The following is a 17,693-nucleotide window of genomic DNA, read 5'->3' on the forward strand; positions in this document are numbered from 1 at the left end:
AATTTCCCGATCACACAGGAGTTGTCTCGTGAGTACAGGAAGCATCACCGCCAGAGAGATGTTCGACGCGGACCAGGCATCGCAGGCACTCGGTATCGAGATTTCCGAGCTGGCGCCCGGTAGCGCAACCGTGACCGTCACCGTGGGCGAAACCATGGTGAACGGTCACGGAATCACACACGGCGGTTATGTTTTCCTGCTCGCGGACACCGCGTTTGCGCTCGCCTGCAACGGCTACGAGGATTCAGCCGTTGCAGCGCGCGCGGACATCAGATTTCTGCGTCCGACCCGTCTGGGCGACACCTTGACCGCGGTCGCCACCGAGAAGGCTCGAGGCGGCCGAAGTGGGATCTACGACGTGACCGTTCGCAATGGCGACGCCGTCGTGGCCGAGTTCCGCGGCGACAGTCGAACCATCACCCGCTGAAATTCAGCCCACGGTGTATCAGCCCACGACGGGAAGTTCGAGGGGGCCGGAACCGTCGGCAAAGATCGTCACCGGCATACCTTGCAGTCCCCCACGGAAACTGATGTCGCCACCGGTGATCGCGAGACGCACGGAATGCCCTGGCTCGAATCGGTGCACTATCGCCGGCATCGTCACCGGCACCGGCTGCGACGGATCACTGATGCGTATGGGCGCAATGAGTCCGTTGATCAGCGAGGAAGTTCCGTCCGGAGCCACGTCGTAGAGTTTCGCGAACACCACCGGCTGTCCGGGCGCCGCAACACGCAGCGTCACAGTGGGAGCTCCCACCACGTCCATCGCCTCGGTCATCGGCGCAGTGGTCCAGAGCGCCTCGGTTCCCGGAATCTGTGCATTCGGAATGTTTCCGGCCGGATTGATATTGAGTGGCTCTACGCCCGTCGGCAGCCCAGCCGGTGCGGTGACGATCGTCTTCGAACCCGGTATCACCGGCGTGCCGTCCGGTAGCAGTCCCCCGTCAGCGGACAGATGGAAGGCGCGAGCGGTCCCGACATCGACGGTGTCGGACGTCGCGTAGGCCGGTGCCGCGTTTCCCTCGTAGTCGATCCAGTTGCGGAAATACGCGAATTCCGGGCCGGTCTCGGTGTTCTCGTCTTTGAGGTAGTGATCGAACCAGTCCATGAAGCGACCGGTCTCGTACTGGGTATCCTCGTCGGGTGCGGAGAAGCTGAACTCGCCCGGCGCAGCGGCCAAGTGGCTGTGCCCCCACGAATGCCAGATCATCTTGGCATCGACGCCACGATCCTTCAGCGCGTCGTAAGTCGCGGTTGCCTCGTTCAGATCGAACAGGGTGTCCTGTTGCCCCTGAGCAAGCAGTACCGGAATGTTGATCCGGTCGACGAACGACGAGACCGACGACGCTCGGAGCTCACTCACTACTTGCGGTCCGATATCGCCGGTCACCACTGCCTCGGCGATCGCGTTGCACATGTAAGGGACGTAGTTCGGGCAGCCGGGTAGCCGTGCGGGATCTGCGATGTAACCGTCCACACCGGGATTCGCGATGCCCGCGCCGAAGAGCAGCGATGCAAAGAGCACCTTCGCTGCTCCCGGCTCCGCAGTCGACACTCCGGAGATGGTCCCGGTGCTGTTGGGCGCCAGAGAATACGAGAGATCGTTCCAGGTGATCATGGGGATGATGGTGTCGATGCGGGGATCGACACTCGCGGCGGCGAATTGAATGCCGCCGCCGTAAGAGCCACCCGTCATTCCGACCCGCGGGTCGTTCGTCGACGGTGCACCGGTGTGATCGACGGAGTCCTGAACCACCGCGGTGAGCGCCGGATAGGGCTGCGTCAGAGCCTGATCCGTGAAGGCAATCCCTTCTTGGCCGCCGAGGAAGCTGACCAACTGGGAAGCGGCGACACCGTCGTATGCGGGAGAGTCGAGGGTGATCTTGCAACTCGAGCCGCCGAAACCCAATCCCGAATACGTCAGTCCGACGTACCCGTTCTCGGCGAAGTTCTGCAGGGCCGGAATCTGGTCCTTGTACGAACCGCCGAACCCGTTGGTGGTCAGGATCGCGGGAGCTGGGTTGTCAGCGTCGACACCATCGGGAACAAAGAGTTCACCGACGACGGTGCACGGCGTCGAGAGTTCAGGCCCGACATCGACCGAGAAGTACAGCAGCTGTGACGAATACGAGCCGTTCGGTGAATCCGCGAGCGCCGGCGGCGAAAAGCCGAGGGCGCAAACCACGAGCGTGACGACACTGATCGCTGTTCTCCGGCGCACCTGAAAACCGTACACCCGGATCTGTTCTCCACCAGCCTGATCGGCTGCGCGCCGCCGAAGTTTCCGGAGCAAAAGCTACGCCGGACGGGCCGACCTCTACTTGACCGTCAAGGTGCCGTGCATGCTCGGGTGGTAGGTGCAGTGGAACGTGTACGTTCCAGGCTCGTTCGGCACCGTGATGGTTTCCGTCTCACCCGCTTCGATGTCCTCGTTGAACAACCCCGCGGTATCGGACGTGACCGAGTGCTCGACGGTGTCGTTGTTCTGAATGGTCAGTACCTGTCCGGGCATCACCGACTCCGGCGTCGAATACTCGAAGCCGCTGATCACGATTCCCATCGACGACGCTCCCGGCGTCGACATACCCAGAGGCATGCTCGGCATCGACATACTGGTCGGCATGCTGGTCATCGGCATACTGGTCATCGCCATGCCGTCGTGATCGGCCGAATCGTTGTCCGACGAATCGTTGTTGTCACTGCACGCGGTCAGTGCGAACACCGCCAGGATCAGCGCTGCGAGCACTGCGAGAATCCGCTTCATTGCTTCGCCTCCTGCTCGTTCCCCCGCAGTCTGCTGATTACCCGCCGCCTAGGGGGCCAAACAGCTCCGATGTGGTGCCTGCGGCGCTGATAGTGCACGATTTCTGCACCAGCTCCACTCGCGGACCGACGCTGAAGGAAACAGCACAGATGGCCAAGAGCAAAACGTCGAAGGCAGCCCAGCCGAAGGCGTCGAAGGCAGCGCAGCCGAAGGCTCCCAAGACAGCAGAGCCGAAGGTAGCCGAGAAGGCTCCCGCCGTTCTCTGGAAGGACCTGCCGGACGAGCACGACTACCCGGCGGCCCGCGATTACCTCCAGTTGGGCGCGACGCCGGTTCAGGTCCAAGCTCTCGTGTACGCCCTCAAGACGGCGACGCTGGTCTCGAAGAAGGCCAAAGACATCCTGCGGGCTGCTGGGCTCCCTCTGCTTCCGGTCGACAACCCACACGTGGCTGCCGACCTGTTGAAGATCCGCAAGGGGATCGCGCTGTCGCCGATCCTGCTGGTGCAGGGAGACTTCCGCGCCGGAGTACCGGCGCAGATCGCCGACGGCTACCACCGTGTCTGTGCGAGCTACCACGTGGACGAGAACACCGCCATCCCCGCGAAGATCGCACCCTCGACAGTTAACTCGTAGGTCGTCGATGACCTTCGGCATCCTTGCCCTCGTCGCGCTGGCCGGCATTCTCGGCCCGCTGCTCGGCGCTCGCGTCAGCTGGCATGTCCCCGTGGTGGTCGGCGAACTTGCCGCGGGCGTCGTCTTCGGTGTCACCGGTTTCGGGCTGCTCGACTCTTCGGACCAGACTTTCACGTTCCTGGCCGATATCGGATTCGCGCTCACGATGATGGTGGCCGGCTCACACGTCCCGGTTCGCGATCCGGCAGTCCGTGCGGCAATCGGCAAGGGTGCCGTTCGCTCGGTTGTCGTCGGACTTCTGTCGGTTGTTGCCGGCTACGGTGCGGCGACGGCATTCGGCACCGGTCACGCCGCGCTGTACGCGGTCCTGATCGCGTCGTCGTCCGCGGCGTTGATTCTCCCCATCGTCGATTCGCTGGGGCTCGGTGGAACCTCGGTTCTGCAGATGACTGCCCAGGTCGCGATCGCGGACACCGTCTGCATTGTTGCGCTGCCTTTGGTGATCGATCCGGACAATGCCCCTCGTGCCGGTGTCGGCGCACTGGCTGTGGCGGCGTGTGCGGTTGCCTTGTTCTTCGTACTGCGAGCCTTCCACCGGTCCGGCCATTGGCGAAGGCTCCACAAATTCTCGGAGAAACGAAAGTTTGCACTCGAACTCCGGATCAATCTGGTGATCCTCTTTTCTCTGGCAGCGCTGGCGTCGAGCACTCACGTGTCGATCATGCTCGCGGGCTTCGCCTTCGGGCTCGTTCTTGCCGCGATCGGTGAACCCCGCCGCCTCGCCAAACAGCTCTTCGCCATCACCGACGGCTTCTTCGCCCCCCTCTTCTTCGTCTGGTTGGGAGCGGCGATCAATCTGCGCGACCTCGTCACCCATCCGTCCGCCATCTGGCTCGGATTGGTCTTGGGCGGAGCAACTCTCGTGGTTCACGCCGCGATACGCGCCCTCGGTCTCCCGCTCCCTCTCGGCGTGCTGTCCGCCGCACAACTGGGAGTACCGGTTGCCGCAGTTACGGTGGGCACTCAATTGGGGGTGATGGGCGACGGTGAACCCGCAGCCATCCTCCTCGCCGCCATGATCACAATCGGTGCAGCAACGCTGGCGGGTGCTGCCGCGTCGAAAGCTGGTCTCACGAAGCCTGCTTGACCGCGGCCCTCTCCACCGTCAGCAAGCTCTCCTCCGAATGTTCGGCGTGATACGCCGCGCCGCCGCCGCGGACACCGAAGAGTCGCTTGCTCCAGATCAGCCATACGACGGCAGCGATGTTCACCAGCAGCAACCCGGCCCTCAACCACGTGATCTTCTCGGTCAATTCGTAGATTTCGAGGGGCAGGAACAAGCTGGTCGCCACCACCGCGAAGTACTCGCCCCAGCGTTCGACCATCCATAGGCCGACTGCCTCGATCACTTGAAGGCCGGCGTAGACCAACAGCCCGACTGCGATCCAGGTGAGCGTCGTAGCGGACAACGAAAACGCCTGCTCGATGTGATGGACCAGTTTGGAATCGTCGATGTTCCAGCCCAATTGACGGGCAAGTGGCCTGATCAACGGCAATTCGTTCTCGAAGGCGTCCTCGGCGCGACCCTTCGACGATCTCAGTTCGAACACACCGATCGCCAGAAGAACCAAACCCAGAGCGCGGAACATTCTCTCGGTGGCGAGAAGTCGCATGATCAACCGGTCGCGAAGCAGCCTCCCCCGCGGAACCTCGGGGGCGGCGTCCGCCGGTCCCGATGCTCGGGGCGCTCCCGGGACGAAGTTGCCGCAACGTAGGCACCGCCACGCCTGACCCACCGCAGTATCCACATGTAGTCGATCCCGCAGCTCAGGTTCGTCCGGAGCGTAGGTCTCGTGACCGTGCCAACTGCACGAGCGCAATGCGAAGTCCACGGGTGAACTCTATGCCGCATATGCCCGGTAGCGTGGATACCCGCTGACCGTGCACTTCGAACGATGAGGATTCCGATGACAACCACCAAGATCGAAACCCGGCATGGCGTCATGGCAGTCGACGACAGTGCCACCGACGGTTTTCCGGTTGTCTTCATCCACGGGAACTCGGCCAGCCGCTCCATCTTCCGTCATCAGGTCGACGCCGACTGGGCCGGCGACTACCGCATGATCACTCTGGACCTACTCGGCCACGGCGACTCCGAGGACGCGAGCGATCCCGAAGCCGCATACACGCAGAACGGTTACGCCGACGCCATCGTCGATGTTCTGACCGAACTCGGCGTCGAAAGAGCCGTTGTCGTCGGCTGGTCGCTCGGCGGACACATCGCTCTCGAGTTGATCGCGAAATTCCCCGGGCTCACCGGAATCGTCATCACCGGTACGCCGCCGGCAAATCCCGAGACGCTCGGCGACGCCTTCAATGCCGGCGACGGATTGTCCATCGGCGGCACCGAGGTCATCACCGCGCAAGAAGCCGAACTCTACGCACGAATGACCGCCGTTCCCTTCGAGCAGGCTGCCCTCGACGCCGCGATACGCACGGACGGACGCGCTCGCAAGATCATGTTCGACGCATTCGGCGCCGGCCGCGAATCGGATCAGAAGGCTCTGGTTGCAACGGCGTCTGTGCCTCTCGCGGTGATCGACGGCGCCGAGGACCCGTTCGTGAACACGTCGTATGTCGCGTCGTTGACCTTCGCGAATCTCTGGGAGGGCACGTATCACGTGATTCCCGGTGTGGGGCATGCAGCGTTCTGGGAAGCCCCTGAGGTGTACAACCCACTGTTGCAACGATTCCTCGGCAGTTTCGCACAGTAACCTGCTGGACAACCTGCTGGACGCGGCGTCCTATGAGATAGAAGCCACTCGACAATCCGGCCATGTCCGGATCATTCATCGCCGTCCTACAGTTCGGAAAACGACTGGAGGCACTGCGATGACCATTCTCGAGCACGGCACGGAAACGTGCATCGGTGGACCGACCCTTCCCCAGATACGACGCCTCGTCACCGAAGTGCCCGGCCCCAACTCGCGCGCTTTGGCAAAGCGCCGGAGCGCCGCACTGCCGGCCGGGCTGACCAGCGGATCCAGCATTTACGTTGCCGCAGCGGGTGGAGGAGTTGTCGTCGACGGCGACGACAACTCGTTCATCGACTTCGGCAGCGGCATCGCCGTGACCACCGTCGGAAACAGTGCGCCGCGCGTGGTCGAACGCACCACGCGCCAGCTCGGTCAGTTCACCCATACGTGTTTCCTCGCAAACCCCTACGAGGGGTACCTCGAGGTCTGCGAAGCGCTCAACCGCCTGACCCCGGGAGATCACGAGAAGCGAACAGCGCTGTTCAACACCGGCAGCGAAGCGCTCGAGAACGCCGTGAAATACGCACGTGCCGCCACCGGTCGCCCGGCAGTTGTCGTCTTCGACCACGCATTCCACGGTCGCACGTTGATGACCATGACGATGACAGCCAAGAACCAGCCGTACAAGGCCACATTCGGCCCGTTCGCATCAGAGGTCTACCGGGTTCCGATGGCATACCCCTACCGTTGGCCGAGCGGCCCCGAAAACGCGGCCGACGAAGCATTCGCCCAGTTCCGTCTTGCGATCGACACTCAGATCGGCGCCGAATCGGTAGCCGCTGTGGTCGTGGAACCGATTCAGGGTGAGGGCGGTTTCATCGTTCCCGCTCCGGGATTCCTGAAGCGAATCTCGGAATTCTGCCGTGAGCGCGGCATTCTCGTCGTCGCGGACGAGGTCCAGACCGGTATCGCACGAACCGGAGCCTGGTTCGCCAGCGAGAGTGAGGACTTCGTCCCCGACATCATCACAACCGCAAAAGGTCTCGCCGGCGGAATGCCACTCGCCGCCGTGACCGGCCGTGCCGACGTCATGGACGCCGCGCATCCCGGTGGTATCGGCGGTACGTACAGCGGCAATCCCGTTGCCTGCGAGGCCGCCCTGGCAGTTTTCGAGACGATCGAGATGGAAGGGCTCCTCGACCGCGCCAAGGACATCGGCGACATTCTGACCACAGGTTTGTCCGAAATCGCTTCGGACACAGACATAATCGGCGACATTCGCGGACGCGGCGCCATGATTGCAATCGAACTCGTCCACGACGAGGACAAGGCTCCGAATCGCGAGGCCGTCGCCCAGATCGTCAGCTACGCCCACGCGCACGGTCTCCTTCTGCTCACCGCCGGCACCTATGGAAACGTCGTCCGTTTCCTCCCACCGCTGAGCATCTCCGACGAGTTGCTGACCGAAGGACTCGGTATTCTTCGCGACGCTGTGGCCGCAGTCCGATGAGCGTCGCAGTGCGCAGCTTGATCGGCGGAGCTTGGGTCACGGGCAGCGACGGCACACTGACGGACACCAACCCGGCCCGTCCCGACGAGGTTGTCGCCACCGGAGGCCGCGCCGGTGCCTCCGAAATGGCGACCGGTGTTCGCGTCGCCCGCATCGCCGCGAACGACTGGGCCCGCCTGCCGATGTCCGCACGCGGCGCATACCTCACTCGCGCAGCGGAAATCATAGAATCCAACGCTGAGGCCTGGGGCGAAGAACTCACCCGCGAAGAAGGGAAAACGCTGGCCGAGGGTATCGGAGAGGTGCGCCGCGCAGCGCAGATTCTGCGTTACTACGGCAACGCCGCCGACCGCGAGACCGGAACGGTGTATTCCTCCCCACGTAGCAGCGAGCAGATTCTCGTCACTCGCAAACCTCTCGGAGTGGTAGGCGTCGTCACGCCGTTCAACTTCCCGATCGCGATCCCGGCATGGAAGATTGCGCCTGCCTTGGTGTACGGAAACACCGTCGTCTGGAAACCGGCTGCCGCGGTGCCCCTTCTGGCCTTCCGTCTCGCGCAGGCACTGACCGAAGCGGGCCTACCCGACGGAGTCCTGAACATGATCCTCGCCGACAGCGCGGCCGGTGAAGCGCTGGTCGATCACCCGGACCTCGACGCCGTCACCTTCACCGGTTCCACCGGCGTCGGCCGAAAGATCGCGGGATCTGCTGCGGCGCGCGGAGTTCCGGTACAGGCGGAAATGGGCGGAAAGAACGCAGCCGTCGTACTTGCCGACGCAGATCTCGAGCTTGCGGTCGAGCAGGTCATGCTGGGCGCATTTCGGTCAACCGGCCAGAAATGCACGGCCACTTCACGTCTGGTGCTCCATGAATCCATCGCCGAGGAATTCCTGGCCAGGCTGACCGCTGAAGTCAAGCAACTGAGAGTCGGAGATCCACTCGATCCCGACGTCACGACAGGTCCCGTGGTCAGCGCATACGCGCAGCAGTCGATCATCGAGGGGATCAATCGAGCCGTCGACGGCGGCGCCAGGGTTGTGGCCACCGCCGAAGCGCCGCAGTCGGGCTACTACGTCCAACCGACAGTGCTGGAACTACCGTCGAGCACCGAACTGTGGTTCGAGGAACTCTTCGGCCCGGTACTGGCGGTGCAGCGGGCAGCAACAACCGCAGACGCATTCCGCTTGGCGAACGAGGGCGAATTCGGTTTGTCCGCAGCATTGTTCACGCAAGACCTGACCAGTGCACTTGCCGGTGTCGACGATCTGGACGTGGGGATCCTGCACGTCAATTCGGAATCGGCGGGCGCTGATCCCCACGTACCTTTCGGCGGTGCGAAGAGGAGTGGATACGGGCCCAAGGAACAAGGCGACGCGGCACGAGAGTTCTTCACTCACACCACCACCGTCTATCTCAGGGGCGGCCGAGCGTGATCTGAATTCGATTCCGCCTGCAGCAGTTCACGAGCTTTGAGTGCGATCCACAACTCGGACCGGGCGTGGGCGGAATCGAGATCTCGGCCGATCAACTCGGCAGCCTTGTCCATGCGGTTACGCAGCGTGTGCCGGTGAACACCCAATTGCGCTGCAGCGGATTCCCATTGACCATTGTGGTGCAGGAACGCTTCGATCGAGTCCACCAGACGGGAACCGTTCTCGGCGTCGTAGCCTTCCAGCACACCGAGACCACCGGCCGCGATCGACTGCAGAACTTCGCTCGACTGCACACTCAACAAGAGACTGAAAGTCCCGAGCTCCGAGAACGGAACGAGCGTGTGTCCTTCGACCTGCCCCACTTTGGCAGCAGAGACGGCCTCGCGCAGACTGGCCGCAACACCGCTCATCGGCCGGACGCCACCGATTCCACCGTTGATACTCCGGCGTGAATTCTCCCGCACTCTCGCGTACACACTGCGTGTGACCTTCTCCGCAACTTCACTTTTCACGACGAACCACACACCGGTTCCGTCAGTCAGCGGGGCCAACAGGTACGGCACCGACTCTTCTTCCAGGGCCGCTGAAGTGATGTCGGTGGCCGCAAGCAAAGGTCCGACATCGGTCAAGGCGGTTGCCACCACCGTGGTTTCGGATTCGAATCCGAAGTACCGCAACAGACTTTCGTCGACGTCACCGCCGGCCTGGCGCACCATCGTCGTAACGGCCAACCTCAGCCGCTGTTCGGCATCGACAACCCGCAACGGCTTGGCAAGCTCGATGGTCAACAGCGACACCGTGTGGCCCACCAACAATCGCTCGGACTGATCCAAGGCGGCCTCGGACGCCACGGCCAGCGTGCCGCTCACAGCAAGGCGGTGAATGGCCAGGTGACCGTCGTCGTCCACCACGATCCGGCTGCGCTCCTTACCTGATCGCTCCCTGATGCGTTCGGGCAGAGACGAACTCGCACCTTCCGTCAGAGCCAGCACCGCGCCGTCCCGATCGAGAACACAGACTGCTGCGTGAACGGCTCGACCCAGGGCAGTGATCAGAGCCGGCACCCCGTCGAGCAGGGCACGCGCCAACTTCTCCTGCGCGTCGACCACCGCCTGCACCGTTCGTATCTGGTCGGCGGTCAGTTCGTCGATCACGGCCCGCGAAATGGCGATGAACGGCGTCTCCTTGGCGACGGAAAGCACGGCAAAACCCAGTTCGTCGCCGGCCCTGATGATCGCGTCCGGCACCCTCTCGTGCACGGTGCCGGTGTCGAACGCCAGTGCCACCGCACCGGTCTGCGCGATGCGCTCGACGTACTCGTATTGCTTTGTCGCCGAACGCGGTAGATGCAGCCCCGTCGTCATGACAAGCTCGCCACCGGCGAGCCAACGGGTCGGATCCTGCAATTCGATTGCGTGCGCCCAGCTGATCGACAGATCCACGTCGTCGTGACCGGCAACGATCGTGAGGCCGAGCGAGGTGGTGGCCGCCAGGCGCCGGACAGTCATCGGCATTACCGGAACCTCCGAGGGCAGTGAATAGAAAGGCAGTGGATAAATGGGCAGTGGACAGAACTGACAGTTTCAAGTTCAGATTTGTACATCAAGTCCATGTTCTGGATCACACGATGAGCTTAGCGTCTCTCCGAAAGAACTGATCGCGTCATGCAATAGGAGCTGAGCCCAGATGCCCGACAGCAGCACCGAAACAGCCGAAGCCGCCAGCGTTCATTCGACACTCAAAACAGGCTTGAAGAAGCGCCACCTGACCATGCTTTCCATGGGCGGCGTCATCGGCGCCGGTTTCTTCGTCGGGCTGAGCGGAATCATCAACCAGGCCGGCCCCGGCGCAGTCATCACGTGCGCGATCTGCGGCATCATCGTGTTCCTGGTGATGCGCATGCTCGGCGAAATGGCCGTGGCCAAGCCGTGTACGGGATCGTTCACCGAATACGCCCGCATGGCGTTGGGCGACTGGGCGGGTTTCACCACTGGCTGGCTCTACTGGTATTTCTGGGTGATCGTCGTCGGCATCGAATCCGTCGTCGGAGCAACCTTGCTCTCCCGGTGGATCCATGGTGTCCCGCTCTGGCTCATGTCAGCGGTACTCCTGTTGGTGATGACCGGGGTCAATCTTCTCTCCGTCAGCAACTTCGGCGAGGCCGAGTACTGGTTTGCGGGTATCAAGGTCGCCGTCATCATCGGCTTCATCGTGCTCGGCAGTCTGTTCGTCTTCGGCATCTGGCCCGGCAGTGAAGTCGATTTCAGCAATCTGACCGGCCACGGAGGATTTCTGCCGAACGGCTTCACCCCCGTACTGGTGGGCGTTGTCGCCGTGATCTTCTCCATGACCGGAGCCGAGCTTGTCACGATCGCCGCAGCGGAATCCGCCGAACCCGCCGGAGCGATCAGGCGGGCCACGAACACGGTCGTCTTCCGCATTCTCGCCTTCTTCGTTGTCGCCACCTTCCTCCTCGTGACGATGCTGCCGTGGGATTCGTTCGTCGTCGGCGATTCTCCGTTCATCTCCGCACTCGACCTGCTCGGAATTCCCGGCGCCGCCGACATTCTCAATCTCGTGGTTCTGGTCGCGGTGCTGTCCTGCCTCAATTCCGGCCTGTACACGGCGTCACGGATGCTCTTCGCACTCTCCGTCTACAACGACGCGCCGGCCTGGATGACACGGACCAACAGCCGCGGCGTGCCGGTGAAGGGCGTACTCGCCTGCACCGTGGCCGGGTACTTCTGTATCGCGGCCGGCTACATCTGGCCGGATACGATTTTCTTGTTCCTCGTGAATTCGTCGGGCGCAATCTGCTTGTTCGTTTACATCCTGATCTGTGTATCCGAACTACGCCTCCGACGCCGATGGGAACGCGAAAGCCCCGAGATTCTGAAATTCCGTGTCTGGTTGTATCCCGGCCTGCCGATAGTGGTCACTGGTCTGATTCTCGTGATCCTGGTGGGAATGGGTCTCAACGAACCCACGCGCGCGGAATTCGTCCAAAGCCTGGTCGCGCTGGGGGTCATCCTCGCCGCTTACGGCGTGAGAAAGTCTCGTACGCGAAAAGTCGGATCGTTCGCGACCGCCTCGAACAACGCACACAGCAATTCGAAGAAGGCTTGAAACAAGCATCGAGTAAGCGCTCGACTCGATAATTGAACCTCTTCCCCGAAAAGAGCCGATCCAATGGAAGCGGTCGAACATAGATTTTCTCTTTACCTAAATTCAAGGCAAAATGGACAGCATGCCGAGCCCTGTCATCGCCTCCGAGGGGCACAGTTCTTGGCGAACACTTCACGAATGGTTCAACGAACCACACGACTACGAGTGGATAAAGCACCAGAGATCCGGCCGGGCAATCATTCCGATCTTCCGAACCTTGCTCGGAATGATGACGATCATCTTCGGACTGTCCGCTTTCTACAAATTGATCGGTCCGGATACGCCGCCGACCACCCCCGGCAAAGCTCTTTCGATTTTCATGATCTGTACGTGTGTGGGAATCGCCGCATGCTGGTTCACACAACCGTTTCCCGGACGCCGGGGGTTGCTTGCATTCGGAATATTCGCAGATCTCGGGATCGCGGCTGCCGTCCTCCTGGTGCCGGATCGCTCGTCCGGGACGTTCGGTTGCATCGTCTTCGCGGTCACCGGAACCTTTGCGACGCTTTTTGTCAGCGCAAAGTGGCTTGTCGCTCATGTCGTTTGGTCGACGACCGTCACGACTACCGTTTTCGTTCTTGCATATCTGGAAGGCGACGTCGATATCACGACGCTTCTGGCCCGCGGCACCGTTCTTTTCGGAGCTGTCACACTCGTTCCCATTTTTGCGCACCTGACTTGGCGCACTCTCTACCGCGATGCCCAGTATTCGGACCGGGATCCCCTCACTGGACTGTTCAACCGTCGGGGACTGGAAGGGGCAGTCGGCGATCTCTTCGAGAGCGCCCGAGACGATTCTTCATCTCTCGCCTTCATCGTCGTCGATATCGACAAATTCAAAACGGTGAATGATCTTCACGGTCATGCCGAAGGCGATCATGTCATCAGGAGAACCGCGAACCGATTGAGCACGCATCTCTGCGAACGCGGAGTCATCGCTCGAACCGGCGGGGAAGAATACCTGGCCGTCATCGCCGGCGATCCCGAATCGACAACCCTGTTGATCGAAGGGATAAACGCGGCGCTGTCGGATTGTTCCGACGCGATCCCCACAACGGTGAGCGTCGGATCTGTGATGATGACCGCCGAATCGAAGGCGTGGAGCGGCGGTGCTTCCGCAATCCTGGCGGCGACAAATGTCGCGGATTCGATGATGTATCAAGCGAAAGCGGCAGGCGGTAATACGATCCGCTCGGCTCAGATCTGATTCACAGCCACGTAAGTGGGTGGACGCTGCGCCCGGTTTCAGTGTCCGTCGCGGCGAGATACACATCGACGCGCTCAGCGGTCAGAGCCTTGCTGATGTGGTAACCCTGGACCAGGTCACACCCGACCCACTGGACGCGGCGGAACTGCTCGATGGTCTCCACGCCCTCGGCCAACGATTTCATACCGAGGGCCGCGGCCAATTCGACAATGGACTTCACCACGGACATCTTCGGATCGTCCGAGTCGGTGACCAGCATGCGATCGATCTTGAGAACGTCGATTGGAAGTCTCTGGAGCGTGGCGAAGGACGAATAGCCGGTGCCGAAATCGTCGAGTGCGACGGTAACCCCGAGCTCACGCAGCTTGTAGAGATCCCGGATCGCGCGATCGTCCACAACTCCTGTCTCGGTGATTTCGAGCTGCAGCAGTTGCGGAGGCAAGCCCGAATCCGTCAGGGCTTTCTTCACCATCGCACCGAACTCTCGCGACACCAACTGCACTGGTGAAACATTGACCGAGACGCCGATTCCGGTCGGCCACCCCGCAGCAGCGGCGGTCGCCATCGCCATTGCCTGCGCGCCGAGGGGAATGATCATTCCGGTTTCCTCCGCCACCGAGATGAACTGGCTGGGCCCGATGAGGCCGCGGCTGGGATGGTTCCACCGAAGAAGAGCCTCGAAGGCCACCACTTCACCGGTCTGAGTGTCGACTTGAGGCTGATAGTGGAGATCGAACTGCCCTTCCTCGATCCCTCTGTCCAGCTCGTGCAACGCAGTCGCCCGCGCCGATGCCCTCGCCCGCAGCAGCGGCGAGAACTTGCCCACTCGATTGCGCCCCGTCGACTTCGCTTCGTACAGAGCCAGATCCGCCAGCATCACCAATCCGTCGGCGTCCGTCGAATCCTCGGGCGCGCTCGAGTAACCGATCGTGGCCCGCACTTCGATCCGATTGCCTTCGACGAAGAATGGTTCGTGCAGCACTTCCAGGTACCGATCGAAGATCACACCGGGATCGTCGCGCGAAGAGGTGCAGACGATCAGCCCGAATTCGTCACCGCCCATCCGCGAGCACATGTCCGAACCGATCACGTCGCGAAGGCGTTTCGTGACTTCGAGAAGTAATTGGTCCCCGATCGGATGGCCAAGGGTGTCGTTCACCGATTTGAAGTTGTCGAGGTCGAGAATCCCGACGAGAACCTGCTTCTCCGGCACGCGGGAATCGATCGCTTCCTCGAGCGCCACTCCGAACGCACGACGGTTCGGTAACCCGGTCAACGAGTCGGTGGCCGCAAGGCGAAGGATCTCCTGCTCGTGGACATACCTCTCCGTGATGTCGGAACCGACACCGCGCCAACCCAGAATCACGCCGGATTCGAGGACCCGTGGATTGCCGGAAAGAGACCACCAGCGTCGCCTACCGTCGACATGCACCGGCACGACAGTGTCCCGGAAGGGAGCACTCGATTCGAGTTTGTCGATCATCTGGGCCGCGGCCGCACGCCCCTCCGGACTCGATGCGATCTGGAGTCTGGTGAGGAGTTGTCCGAAGGTGAGTTGCTGCAACTCGTCCACCGTCATACCTGCGACCTCGGCGAGACGTGCCGAGGTGTGGGAGAACCGGCCGTTGGTGTCGCATTCCCACAGCCAGTCGCGGGAACCGCCCTCGAAACCGTCGAGCAACAACGCCACAGTCTGACGCTCGGATTCCGCCTGAAACTCTGCGAGACAACGTCTCTGGAAAGAGGCCGACAGATAGACCGCCCCTACGGTGAGCGCAAACATGTAGATGCACAACTGAATCGCAAGTATGCGAAAGTGTGGTTCGGCGTGGACGACGAGAACAGTGAAGACGCCGAGGCCGTGAATGTAGATCCAGGTCAGGCTCACCGACCTCAGACTCGAGAACGTCACGGTCCCGGCGCCCATGATCCCGGCCATCGTCGCGATCAGAACCAAGTCGCGGAAGACGTCCATGTCGTGAAAGAGCAGAGCGAAAAGTGTGACGTCGAGGGTCGCGACCACGATCACTTCGACGAGCAGACCCACGTAGTCGTAGCGCGGGGTGTGCTTCGACGGCCGCCAGCGAAGGGGAATCCATACTCGGATCGAATTCGCGAGGACGAGAAAGATGAGGGCGCCACCCAACCACCTGAGCGTCTGACGTCCGGGCGGGACGGTGTAGGTCAGAATCACGACCAAACTCGCCATGTACGCAAGATTGGCGAACGGCGCGACGGCTGCAGCTTCGTCTATCTGACGGCGAAACAGGCTGTTGCAGTCGGCCTCCGAAGCAGGATCTTGCCTGCCCAATCGACTCGGACGGCTCATCAGCGAGGCATCCCGACATCTGCGCAGGCGCCATCAGCGGGCGTCGAATCCGCTCGCCTGGCCATCCGAACCTCCCCTGGCTCCCCACCGAACCCTTATCCGGTGAAACGTCAGTGTTTCAGACTCGCTGCTTGTTTCCTTCACAACGGTAGCCATCTGACGAATCGATTGTGCGCAGATCACTATATCCAGAGGTCGCTCCGTCGATCGTCCAGGTCGATCCGCGATTGCTGATTCTTAGCTCGAACCACGTTTGTCGCCGACCGCGACGCGGGGGATTCGAGCGGTCGGGAACAACGCGGCGATTGCGAGCAGCGCTGCCACGGCAAAAGCGACACGCAACGCGTCCAGCCTGGCTTCTTCGTTCACGTCCACGATCGCATCCGCCGTGGACTCGGCGACGCCGGCGTCATCGAGAGCGGATCGGAGTTGCGTCGTCGACAGGAACGGCACGCCCGAGGCCATGTCGGTGCTCGCTTGCTGCTGCACCGATGTCGGAACCGCCGGATTGTCTTCGATTCCGGCGATCGCCGACGTCGTGAGAGTGGCAATGAGAACCGATCCGATCAGGGCAGTTCCCAAGGAAGCGCCGAGGTTGGTGGCGGTGTTCTGCAACCCGCCGACCTCGGTGCTGCGCTCGTCCGGGACCGAGGACACCGTGACGGCTCCGAGCTGCGAAGACAGGCACCCCAAGCCGAAACCCATGAACAGCATGGGAATCATCACGATCGCCGCATTGGCGCCGGGGTCCATGCCTGCAACGAGCATCAGAATGCCGACGACCATGACCAACAATCCGACTCGGACCACGCGTCGCGGGTTCGCGGTAGGCCGTAGCTTCGGAATACCGATCGCCGCCACGACGAGCGCCGCCGACAACGGCAGGATGCGAACTCCCGTCTCCAGGGCACTGAGCTCCAGAACTACGGACAAGAACAACGGGACCGCGAAGAACACGCCCGCCTGGACCAGAAACTGCGCGAAGAACATGGAAAGTCCGCCACTGAGCTCGCGGTTTCGCAGCATCGCCGGATCAAGCAACGGCTCCTTCCCCGCAGCGGCCAGGCGTCCCTCCCAGCGCAGGAATCCGTACACGACCAGGAGCCCGGCGATCAGCAGCCACACCACCGGGGAAAGCCCGACCAACTGCGGTCCGTCGGGTTTGGCCTGCACCCAACCCCACTCGCTCGAGCGCAGTACACCGAAGACGATCATGCCCAGTCCCACCACGGACAAGATCGATCCGACGTAGTCGAGGCGCGACTTCGACGGTGGGACGTCGACCACCTTGCTGAGCACCAGCAAGATCAGGACAACGATCACGACTTCGCCGACGAACACGTAACGCCATGACGCAAATGTCGTCGCGGCGCCGCCGATCAGCGGCCCGACCGCCACGGCCATCGCGCCGGCGGCAGCGACCAGACCGTAGGCAGCCGGGCGCTTCTGAGCCGGAAAGTTGGTGGCGACGAGCGCGACGATCGCGGGCATGATGAGTGCCGCACCGACGCCTTCGAGGAACGACCATCCGATCAGCAGGACCGCAAGATTGGGAGCGAGCGCCGTTGTCAGAGAACCTGCGCCGTAGATGATCAAGCCGAGCGCGAAGGCCCGGCGACGACCCATCATCGACCCCAGCTTGCTGCCCGTGATCATCAGCGTCGCCATGACCAGGGTGTACAGCGTGATCGCGGTTTGAATACCGGTGATGCTCGTGCCGACGTCCTCGGCGACGGTTGCCATCGAAACGTTCATGACCGAACTGTCCAAGGTCATCAGGAATTGGCTGGATGCCAACACCGTGAGAACCAGTCCTGAACCCGCTTGCGTCGTCGAACCAGCAACCTGTCCGTCACCCATCGTGCGGGTGTACCCGGTGTTCAGGTCCTCGAAG

General features: G+C 62.1%; 14 protein-coding genes. 8 read left to right on the forward strand and 6 right to left on the reverse strand.

Annotated elements, in window-relative coordinates:
• Positions 1–58 precede the first annotated feature (58 nt).
• The gene (gene paaI, locus ACN50D_RS09310) at positions 59–427 is read left to right on the forward strand and encodes a hydroxyphenylacetyl-CoA thioesterase PaaI (protein WP_047269444.1); all 369 of its coding nucleotides are present in this window, start codon (positions 59–61) and stop codon (positions 425–427) included.
• Between the two features lie 18 nt (positions 428–445).
• On the opposite strand, the gene ACN50D_RS09315 is transcribed toward paaI, so the two are convergent.
• Together ACN50D_RS09315 and ACN50D_RS09320 are read right to left on the reverse strand one after the other, a co-directional pair.
• Positions 446–2,236 carry a CocE/NonD family hydrolase gene (locus ACN50D_RS09315; RefSeq protein WP_162114107.1) on the reverse strand — a complete coding sequence of 597 codons (1,791 nt, stop codon included), beginning with the start codon at positions 2,234–2,236 and terminating at the stop codon, positions 446–448.
• Between the two features lie 81 nt (positions 2,237–2,317).
• Positions 2,318–2,764, reverse strand: coding sequence for a cupredoxin domain-containing protein (locus ACN50D_RS09320; protein WP_003943263.1), 447 nt, complete (start codon positions 2,762–2,764; stop codon positions 2,318–2,320).
• A 272-nt stretch (positions 2,765–3,036) separates the two neighbouring features.
• Here ACN50D_RS09320 and ACN50D_RS09325 point away from each other — a divergent pair, with 272 nt between their 5' ends.
• Positions 3,037–3,399 (forward strand): hypothetical protein, encoded by a 363-nt coding sequence (locus tag ACN50D_RS09325; protein ID WP_042446474.1) that lies wholly within the window; start codon positions 3,037–3,039, stop codon positions 3,397–3,399.
• Positions 3,400–3,406: 7 nt separating this feature from the next.
• The gene (locus ACN50D_RS09330; protein WP_030536077.1) at positions 3,407–4,546 is read left to right on the forward strand and encodes a cation:proton antiporter; all 1,140 of its coding nucleotides are present in this window, start codon (positions 3,407–3,409) and stop codon (positions 4,544–4,546) included.
• On the opposite strand, the gene ACN50D_RS09335 is transcribed toward ACN50D_RS09330, so the two are convergent.
• Complete coding sequence (locus tag ACN50D_RS09335) at positions 4,530–5,291, reverse strand: DUF2127 domain-containing protein (RefSeq protein ID WP_003943067.1); 762 nt, start codon at positions 5,289–5,291, stop codon at positions 4,530–4,532. The two genes, ACN50D_RS09330 and ACN50D_RS09335, sit on opposite strands and share 17 nt — an antisense overlap.
• 75 nt (positions 5,292–5,366) lie before the next feature.
• Between ACN50D_RS09335 and ACN50D_RS09340 the strand changes: the two genes are divergently transcribed.
• From ACN50D_RS09340 to ACN50D_RS09350, 3 genes are all read left to right on the forward strand, one after another.
• A complete protein-coding gene (locus tag ACN50D_RS09340) occupies positions 5,367–6,173 on the forward strand; it encodes an alpha/beta fold hydrolase (protein ID WP_003942939.1) in 807 nt (268 codons plus the stop codon).
• Between the two features lie 118 nt (positions 6,174–6,291).
• On the forward strand, positions 6,292–7,665 hold the full coding sequence (gene gabT, locus ACN50D_RS09345; RefSeq protein ID WP_419970227.1) for a 4-aminobutyrate--2-oxoglutarate transaminase: 1,374 nt from the start codon (positions 6,292–6,294) through the stop codon (positions 7,663–7,665).
• On the forward strand, positions 7,662–9,098 hold the full coding sequence (locus tag ACN50D_RS09350) for an aldehyde dehydrogenase family protein (RefSeq protein WP_211921676.1): 1,437 nt from the start codon (positions 7,662–7,664) through the stop codon (positions 9,096–9,098). The genes gabT and ACN50D_RS09350 overlap by 4 nt, the downstream gene beginning before the upstream one ends.
• On the opposite strand, the gene ACN50D_RS09355 is transcribed toward ACN50D_RS09350, so the two are convergent.
• Positions 9,074–10,606 (reverse strand): PucR family transcriptional regulator, encoded by a 1,533-nt coding sequence (locus tag ACN50D_RS09355; RefSeq protein WP_249343019.1) that lies wholly within the window; start codon positions 10,604–10,606, stop codon positions 9,074–9,076. The genes ACN50D_RS09350 and ACN50D_RS09355 overlap by 25 nt on opposite strands.
• A 178-nt stretch (positions 10,607–10,784) precedes the next feature.
• Here ACN50D_RS09355 and ACN50D_RS09360 point away from each other — a divergent pair, with 178 nt between their 5' ends.
• Together ACN50D_RS09360 and ACN50D_RS09365 are read left to right on the forward strand one after the other, a co-directional pair.
• Positions 10,785–12,224: an amino acid permease gene (locus ACN50D_RS09360; protein WP_054826907.1), complete on the forward strand. Its 1,440-nt coding sequence runs from the start codon at positions 10,785–10,787 to the stop codon at positions 12,222–12,224.
• Between the two features lie 121 nt (positions 12,225–12,345).
• The gene (locus ACN50D_RS09365) at positions 12,346–13,470 is read left to right on the forward strand and encodes a GGDEF domain-containing protein (protein WP_249343020.1); all 1,125 of its coding nucleotides are present in this window, start codon (positions 12,346–12,348) and stop codon (positions 13,468–13,470) included.
• A 1-nt stretch (position 13,471) separates the two neighbouring features.
• Here ACN50D_RS09365 and ACN50D_RS09370 read toward each other — a convergent pair whose 3' ends face one another.
• Both ACN50D_RS09370 and ACN50D_RS09375 read right to left on the reverse strand, forming a co-directional pair.
• Complete coding sequence (locus ACN50D_RS09370; RefSeq protein WP_007730571.1) at positions 13,472–15,799, reverse strand: putative bifunctional diguanylate cyclase/phosphodiesterase; 2,328 nt, start codon at positions 15,797–15,799, stop codon at positions 13,472–13,474.
• Positions 15,800–16,036: 237 nt separating this feature from the next.
• Positions 16,037–17,659 carry an MFS transporter gene (locus ACN50D_RS09375; RefSeq protein ID WP_042446444.1) on the reverse strand — a complete coding sequence of 541 codons (1,623 nt, stop codon included), beginning with the start codon at positions 17,657–17,659 and terminating at the stop codon, positions 16,037–16,039.
• Positions 17,660–17,693 lie beyond the last annotated feature (34 nt).

Source organism: Rhodococcus sp. SB1D (genome assembly GCF_048573875.1).
GTDB classification, from domain to species: domain Bacteria; phylum Actinomycetota; class Actinomycetes; order Mycobacteriales; family Mycobacteriaceae; genus Rhodococcus_F; species Rhodococcus_F qingshengii.

Bases quoted from the DNA above. Each gene is read 5' to 3' on its own strand.
- ACN50D_RS09340 (WP_003942939.1), top strand. From the start codon at position 5,367: ATGACAACCACCAAGATCGAAACCCGGCATGGCGTCATGGCAGTCGAC.
- gabT (WP_419970227.1), top strand. From the start codon at position 6,292: ATGACCATTCTCGAGCACGGCACGGAAACGTGCATCGGTGGACCGACC.
- paaI (WP_047269444.1), top strand. From the start codon at position 59: ATGTTCGACGCGGACCAGGCATCGCAGGCACTCGGTATCGAGATTTCC.
- ACN50D_RS09330 (WP_030536077.1), top strand. From the start codon at position 3,407: ATGACCTTCGGCATCCTTGCCCTCGTCGCGCTGGCCGGCATTCTCGGC.
- ACN50D_RS09360 (WP_054826907.1), top strand. From the start codon at position 10,785: ATGCCCGACAGCAGCACCGAAACAGCCGAAGCCGCCAGCGTTCATTCG.
- ACN50D_RS09365 (WP_249343020.1), top strand. From the start codon at position 12,346: ATGCCGAGCCCTGTCATCGCCTCCGAGGGGCACAGTTCTTGGCGAACA.
- ACN50D_RS09355 (WP_249343019.1), bottom strand. From the start codon at position 10,606: ATGACTGTCCGGCGCCTGGCGGCCACCACCTCGCTCGGCCTCACGATC.
- ACN50D_RS09320 (WP_003943263.1), bottom strand. From the start codon at position 2,764: ATGAAGCGGATTCTCGCAGTGCTCGCAGCGCTGATCCTGGCGGTGTTC.
- ACN50D_RS09375 (WP_042446444.1), bottom strand. From the start codon at position 17,659: ATGGGTGACGGACAGGTTGCTGGTTCGACGACGCAAGCGGGTTCAGGA.
- ACN50D_RS09370 (WP_007730571.1), bottom strand. From the start codon at position 15,799: ATGAGCCGTCCGAGTCGATTGGGCAGGCAAGATCCTGCTTCGGAGGCC.
- ACN50D_RS09350 (WP_211921676.1), top strand. From the start codon at position 7,662: ATGAGCGTCGCAGTGCGCAGCTTGATCGGCGGAGCTTGGGTCACGGGC.